This is a genomic window from Pseudomonas sp. Pseusp97 (assembly GCF_047304025.1).
Taxonomy (GTDB): domain Bacteria; phylum Pseudomonadota; class Gammaproteobacteria; order Pseudomonadales; family Pseudomonadaceae; genus Pseudomonas.
In genome coordinates this window covers 1-7,037 of the sequence record NZ_JBGLYK010000259.1, presented here as the reverse complement: position 1 = coordinate 7,037, position 7,037 = coordinate 1, and the positions used below count along the sequence as shown (strand labels likewise).

The window sequence follows — 7,037 nt, the reverse complement described above, 5'->3', positions numbered from 1 at the left end:
CCCCCGCATTCCCCCGTATTCCCCCGCACGACGCAAACGCTGTCGCCCATGTCGCCGGCTTGACGCTTTCGGTTCGACCCTGGTCGTTTTCGAACCGGGTCGCCTCGGGGTGCAGGGATATCCTGCCTGCAAAGCGTCGGCACAAGTCCCGCCGCACCAGCCTTGCCTGAATAGAGAGACGCCAAGATGAGCCCAGCCGAACTTCACGCCGACAGCATCGTCATCGATGGCCTGATCATTGCCAAGTGGAACCGCGAGCTGTTCGAGGACATGCGCAAGGGCGGCCTGACCGCCGCCAACTGCACCGTCTCCGTCTGGGAAGGCTTCCAGGCCACGGTGAACAACATAGTCGCCAGCCAGAAGCTGATCCGCGACAACAGCGACCTGGTCATCCCGGTGCGCACCACCGCCGACATCCGCAAGGCCAAGGAGCAGGGCAAGACCGGCATCCTCTTCGGCTTCCAGAACGCCCATGCCTTCGAGGATCAGATCGGCTACGTCGAGGTGTTCAAGCAGCTGGGCGTGGGCATCGTGCAGATGTGCTACAACACCCAGAATCTGGTCGGCACCGGCTGCTACGAGCGCGACGGCGGCCTCTCCGGCTTCGGCCGCGAGATCGTCGCGGAAATGAACCGCGTCGGCATCATGTGCGACCTGTCCCACGTCGGCTCCAAGACCTCCGAGGAAGTCATCCTCGAGTCGAAGAAGCCCGTCACCTATTCCCACTGCCTGCCGTCGGGCCTCAAGGAACACCCGCGCAACAAGTCCGACGCGGAGCTGAAGTTCATCGCCGACCACGGCGGCTTCGTCGGCGTGACCATGTTCGCGCCCTTCCTCGCCAAGGGCATCGACTCGACCATCGACGACTACGCCGAAGCCATCGAGTACGTGATGAACATCGTCGGCGAGGACGCCATCGGCATCGGCACCGACTTCACCCAGGGCCATGGCCAGGACTTCTTCGAGTGGCTGACCCACGACAAGGGTTACGCCCGCCGCCTCACCAACTTCGGCAAGATCGTCAACCCGCTGGGCATCCGCACCGTGGGCGAATTCCCCAATCTCACCGAGACCCTGCTCAAGCGCGGCATGCCCGAGCGCGTGGTGCGCAAGGTCATGGGCGAGAACTGGGTGCGCGTCCTCGGCGAAGTCTGGGGCGAGTGATTCAACCTCAATAGCACCCTCTCCCCCAGCCCCTCTCCCGCCAGCGGTAGAGGGGAGCAGAGCCGCCGGCATGCCCCTGACCCTTGCGCATGCACGGTCAGCTCCCTCTTCCTTCAGGGAGAGGATTGGGGAGAGGGCAACCGCACACACGTATTCTGGAGTTCCGCACACATGGCCAAACACGCCCCCGAACTGCCCATCGAAGTCGACAGCGAAACCGGCGTCTGGACCACCGACGCCCTGCCGATGCTCTACGTACCGCGGCACTTCTTCGTCAACAACCACATGGGCATCGAGGAAGAGCTGGGCGCCGAGCGCTATGCGCAGATCCTCTACAAGGCCGGCTACAAGTCCGCCTGGCACTGGTGCGAGAAGGAAGCCGAGTGCCACGGCCTGGTCGGCGTGGAAGTCTTCGAGCACTACATGAAGCGCCTGTCGCAGCGCGGCTGGGGGTTGTTCCAGATCGAGCAGATCGACCTCGACAAGGGCACCGCCCAGGTGCGCCTGAAGCACTCGGCCTTCGTCTACGTCTACGGCAAGGTCAACCGCAAGGTCGACTACATGTTCACCGGCTGGTTCGCCGGCGCCATGGACCAGATCCTCCAGGCGCGCGGCAGCGACATCCGCACCGTGGCCGAGCAGGTCTACAGCGGCGCCGAGGACGGCCACGACGACGGCCTGTTCGTCGTCAAGCCGCTCTGACCTTCCTCGTGTAGGAGCGAGCTTGCTCGCGAACCAGCGGCCCGCCGGGCCGCCAGACAACAAGAACCTCTGATCCCGTGAGGATGCCGCAATGGCTTTCGAGGCAATGTTCCAGCCGATCCAGATCGGCAAGCTGACCATCCGCAACCGCGTACTCTCCACCGCCCACGCCGAGGTCTACGCCACCGACGGCGGCATGACCACCGAGCGCTACGTGAAGTACTACGAGGAGAAGGCCAAGGGCGGCATCGGCCTGGCCATCTGCGGCGGTTCCTCCGTGGTCGCCATCGACAGCCCGCAGGAATGGTGGAGCTCGGTGAACCTCTCCACCGACCGCATCATCCCGCACTTCCAGAACCTGGCCGACGCCATGCACAAGCATGGGGCCAAGATCATGATCCAGATTACCCACATGGGCCGCCGCTCGCGCTGGGACGGCTTCAACTGGCCGACCCTGATGTCGCCCTCGGGCATCCGCGAACCGGTGCACCGCGCCACCTGCAAGACCATCGAGCCGGAAGAGATCTGGCGCGTGATTGGCAACTACGCCCAGGCCGCACGCCGGGCGAAGGAAGGCGGCCTGGACGGCGTCGAGCTGTCCGCCGTGCACCAGCACATGATCGACCAGTTCTGGAGCCCGCGCGTCAACAAGCGTACCGACGAATGGGGTGGCACCTTCGAGGGCCGCATGAAGTTCGGCCTGGAAGTGCTCAAGGCCGTGCGCAAGGAGGTCGGCGACGACTTCTGCGTCGGCATGCGCATCTGCGGCGACGAGTTCCACCCGGACGGCCTCACCCACGAGGACATGAAGCAGATCGCCAAGTACTACAGCGACACCGGCATGATCGACTTCATCGGCGTGGTCGGCTCGGGCTGCGACACCCACAACACCCTGGCCAACGTCATCCCGAACATGACCTACCCGCCGGAGCCCTTCCTGCACCTGGCCGCCGGCATCAAGGAAGTGGTCAACGTGCCGGTGCTGCACGCGCAGAACATCAAGGACCCGAACCAGGCCACGCGCATCCTCGAAGGCGGCTACGTGGACATGGTCGGCATGACCCGAGCGCACATCGCCGACCCGCACCTGATCGCCAAGATCAAGATGGGCCAGATCGACCAGATCAAGCAGTGCGTGGGCGCCAACTACTGCATCGACCGCCAGTACCAGGGCCTGGACGTGCTGTGCATCCAGAACGCCGCCACCTCCCGTGAATACATGGGCGTGCCGCACATCATCGAGAAGACCACCGGCGTGAAGCGCAAGGTCGTGGTCGTCGGTGGCGGGCCGGCCGGCATGGAAGCGGCGCGCGTCGCCGCCGAACGTGGCCACGACGTCACCCTGTTCGAGAAGAAGGACCAACTGGGCGGGCAGATCACCACTGCCTCGAAAGCACCGCAGCGCGACCAGATCGCCGGCATCACCCGCTGGTACCAGCTGGAGCTGGCGCGCCTGAACGTCGACCTGCGCCTGGGCACCGGCGCGGACGCCGACACCATCCTGGACCTGCGCCCCGACGTGGTGGTGCTGGCCAACGGCGGCCATCCGTTCCTCGAGCAGAACGAACACTGGGGCGCCGCCGACGGGCTGGTGGTCAGCAGCTGGGATGTGCTCGACGGCAAGGTCGCGCCGGGCAGGAACGTGCTGGTGTACGACACCATCTGCGAGTTCAGCGGCATGTCGGTCGCCGACTTCCTCGCCGACAAGGGCGCCCAGGTCGAGATCGTCACCGACGACATCAAGCCGGGCGTGGCCATCGGCGGCACCACCTTCCCGACCTACTACCGCAGCATGTACCCCAAGGAAGTGATCATGACCGGCGACCTGATGCTGGAAAAGGTCTACCGCGAGGGCGACAAGCTGGTGGCGGTGCTGGAGAACGAATACACCGGCGCCAAAGAGGAGCGGGTGGTCGACCAGATCGTCGTGGAGAACGGCGTGCGCCCGGACGAGAGCCTGTACTACGCGCTCAAGCAGGGTTCGCGCAACAAGGGCCAGATCGACGTCGAGGCGCTGTTCGCGATCAAGCCGCAGCCGTGCCTCAGCGAGCCGGGCGACGGCTACCTGCTGTTCCGCATTGGCGACTGCGTGGCCCAGCGCAACACCCACGCCGCGATCTATGACGCGCTGCGTCTGTGCAAGGACTTCTAAGACACGCCTCGTGATGTCCGGTAGGCACGGACTGCCCCCTCTCCCTTCAGGGAGAGGGTTGGGGAGAGGGCGGTGGGCGGAGTGACCGAGCCGGCCGGAAACACCCTCTCCCCCCGCCCTCTCCCGCAAGCGGGAGAGGGAGCTTGCCCAGTGCCCCCTGAGGTCCCGTAGGGAGACCAGAAATGCTCAACATCATCCTCCCCATCCTGCTCTTCGCCGCCCTCGGCCTCGCCGTGTTGGGCGCCGTGAAGCGCTTCGCGATGTGGCGCCGTGGCCGGCCCGCCCAGGTCGACTGGATCGGCGGCCTGCTGAAAATGCCGCGCCGCTACCTGGTGGACCTGCACCACGTGGTCGAGCGCGACAAGTACATGTCCAGAACCCACGTGGCCACGGCCGGCGGTTTCGTCGCCGCCGCGCTGCTGGCCATCCTGGTGCACGGCTTCGGCCTGCACAGCCGCATCCTTGGCTTCGCCCTGCTGGCCGCCACCGCGCTGATGTTCTGTGGCGCGCTGTTCGTCGCCAGGCGCCGCCTGGACCCGCCGTCGCGCCTGTCGAAAGGCCCGTGGATGCGCCTGCCGAAGAGCCTGCTGATGTTCTCGGCAAGCTTCTTCATCGCCACCCTGCCGGTGGCTGGCATCCTGCCGGAAGGTTTCGGTGGCTGGTTCCTCGCGGCCATCCTCGCCATCGGAGTGGCCTGGGGCGTGTCCGAGCTGATCTTCGGCATGACCTGGGGCGGCCCGATGAAGCACGCCTTCGCCGGCGCCCTGCACCTGGCCTGGCACCGTCGCGCCGAACGCTTCGGTGGCGGTCGCTCCACCGGCCTGAAACCGCTGGACCTGAACGACCCCATGGCGCCGCTGGGCGTCGAGAAGCCCACCGACTTCACCTGGAACCAGCTGCTCGGTTTCGACGCCTGCGTGCAATGCGGCAAGTGCGAGGCCATGTGCCCGGCCTTCGCCGCCGGCCAACCGCTGAACCCGAAGAAGCTGATCCAGGACATGGTCATCGGCCTGGCCGGTGGCAATGACGCCAACTTCGCCGGCTCCCCGTACCCCGGCAAACCGCTCGGCGAACACAGTGGCGGCCCCCACCAGCCGATCGTCGCGCTGAACGGCAAGGCCCTGGTGGACGCCGAGACGCTGTGGTCCTGCACCACCTGCCGCGCCTGCGTCGAGGAGTGCCCGATGATGATCGAGCACGTCGATGCCATCGTCGACATGCGCCGCCATCTCACCCTGGAAAAGGGCGCGACCCCGAACAAGGGCGCCGAGGTGCTGGAAAACCTCATCGCCACCGACAACCCCGGCGGCTTCGCCCCCGGCGGCCGGCTGAACTGGGCGGCGGACCTGAACCTGCCGCTGCTGGCCGACAAGCAGCAGGCCGACGTGCTGTTCTGGGTCGGCGACGGTGCCTTCGACATGCGCAACCAGCGCACCCTGCGGTCCTTCGTGAAGATCCTCAAGGCTGCCAACGTCGACTTCGCCGTGCTCGGCCTGGAAGAGCGCGACAGCGGCGACGTGGCCCGCCGGCTGGGTGACGAGGCGACCTTCCAGACCCTCGCCAGACGCAACATCGCCACCCTGGCCAAGTACCGCTTCAAGCGCATCGTCAGCTGCGACCCGCACAGTTTCCATGTGCTGAAGAACGAATACGGCGCCCTCGGCGGCGACTACGAGGTGCTGCACCACACCACCTTCATCGACGAGCTGGTGCGCAAAGGGGCGCTGAACCTCGGCCAGAGCAAGGCCGACAGCGTGACCTACCACGACCCGTGCTACCTCGGCCGCTACAACGGCGAGTACGAAGCCCCGCGCAACGTGCTCAAGGCCATCGGCATCGAGGTCAAGGAAATGGCCCGCTCCGGCTTCCGCTCGCGTTGCTGCGGCGGCGGCGGCGGCGCGCCGATCACCGACATCCCCGGCAAGCAGCGGATTCCCGACATGCGCATGGCCGACATCAAGGAAACCGGCGCCGAGCTGGTGGCCGTCGGCTGCCCGCAATGCACCGCGATGCTCGAAGGCGTGGTCGCGCCGCGTCCGGAGATCAAGGACATCGCCGAACTGGTTGCCGAGGTCCTCATCGAGGCCACCGAGGTGCCGGCAAAAAAGCCCTCGCTGGCGCGCCGTGAAGAAACGGCGGAGGTGCACTGATGAGAGCGATGTTCCTCACTGTGGGGCCTGTGCTGGCTGCGAGCCCGCAGGCCGTCTCCCTAACCCTGGCTGCGCGCCCCGCTCCGAAGGGAGAGGGGACCGTTTTTGCCACGGCGGACGTCGGCTTTAGCTGGGTTGCCCGCTGCACAGAGCAAGGCTTATCCACCCTCACCCACAGGGCAGCACGGATAGCTCCCTCTCCCTTCAGGGAGAGGGCGGGGGGAGAGGGCCGCCCGAGCATCGATGCTAACCCGTTCGCGAGCAAGCTCGCTCCTACGAAGAGCATATTCGTGCTGGAGGCCCAATCATGAGCGACATCATCCGCCGCGACCCGCGCGCCGAGTGGATCGCCCGCAACCGCCTGCATCCGCTGCACGCGGCCATGCAGTCGACCCAGGGCGGCGAGAGCCGCTGGATGGGCCCCCATGGCGTGGTGCGCAAGAATCCCCATGCGGTCGGCTTCATCGGCCCCAATGGGATCAAGCGCATCGACCGCTCCGGTGGCCAGCAGGGCACCGGCGGCAAGCGCAGCAGCGCGCCGGAAGTGGTGCAGCTGCCGCTGGTGACGATCGAGCAACCGGCGTTCCTGATTGCCGTGGTGCCGGACATGGTTGGCGGGCGTCTCTCCAGCCACGACCGCGACCTGCTGGGCCTGGCCCGCAAGCTCGCCGGCAGCGACGGCGCGGTGCTGGCCGTAGTGTTCGGCGAGCCCAAGGAGTCCGCCTTCGATACCGCCGGCGTCGACCGCCTGTTGCAGATCGAAGGCAACGAGTACGACGGCTACGCTCCGGAACAACGGGTGCTCGCGCTGCGCTCGGTCAACAGCCAGTTCGCCCCGCGCCACTGGCTGCTGCCTGACAGCCGCAGCG

4 protein-coding genes and 1 pseudogene are annotated in these 7,037 nt (G+C 66.5%); all 5 read left to right on the top strand.

Annotated elements, in window-relative coordinates; genetic code table 11:
- The first annotated feature begins 186 nt into the window (after positions 1-186).
- Entirely contained in the window at positions 187-1,164 is a 978-nt protein-coding gene (locus ACCC94_RS26220) for a dipeptidase (RefSeq protein WP_413352531.1), read from the top strand.
- 171 nt (positions 1,165-1,335) lie between these two features.
- Positions 1,336-1,866: a DUF5943 domain-containing protein gene (locus tag ACCC94_RS26215; protein WP_413352530.1), complete on the top strand. Its 531-nt coding sequence runs from the start codon at positions 1,336-1,338 to the stop codon at positions 1,864-1,866.
- Positions 1,867-1,957: 91 nt separating this feature from the next.
- Complete coding sequence (dgcA, locus tag ACCC94_RS26210) at positions 1,958-4,018, top strand: dimethylglycine demethylation protein DgcA (protein WP_413352529.1); 2,061 nt, start codon at positions 1,958-1,960, stop codon at positions 4,016-4,018.
- A 182-nt stretch (positions 4,019-4,200) separates the two neighbouring features.
- Positions 4,201-6,168: a dimethylglycine demethylation protein DgcB gene (gene dgcB / locus ACCC94_RS26205; RefSeq protein WP_413352528.1), complete on the top strand. Its 1,968-nt coding sequence runs from the start codon at positions 4,201-4,203 to the stop codon at positions 6,166-6,168.
- Between the two features lie 307 nt (positions 6,169-6,475).
- A pseudogene (locus ACCC94_RS26200) lies at positions 6,476-7,037 on the top strand (electron transfer flavoprotein subunit alpha/FixB family protein); the annotation flags it as partial.

Coding starts and splice junctions, on each gene's coding strand:
- dgcA (WP_413352529.1), top strand. CDS start 1,958: ATGGCTTTCGAGGCAATGTTCCAGCCGATCCAGATCGGCAAGCTGACC.
- ACCC94_RS26220 (WP_413352531.1), top strand. CDS start 187: ATGAGCCCAGCCGAACTTCACGCCGACAGCATCGTCATCGATGGCCTG.
- dgcB (WP_413352528.1), top strand. CDS start 4,201: ATGCTCAACATCATCCTCCCCATCCTGCTCTTCGCCGCCCTCGGCCTC.
- ACCC94_RS26215 (WP_413352530.1), top strand. CDS start 1,336: ATGGCCAAACACGCCCCCGAACTGCCCATCGAAGTCGACAGCGAAACC.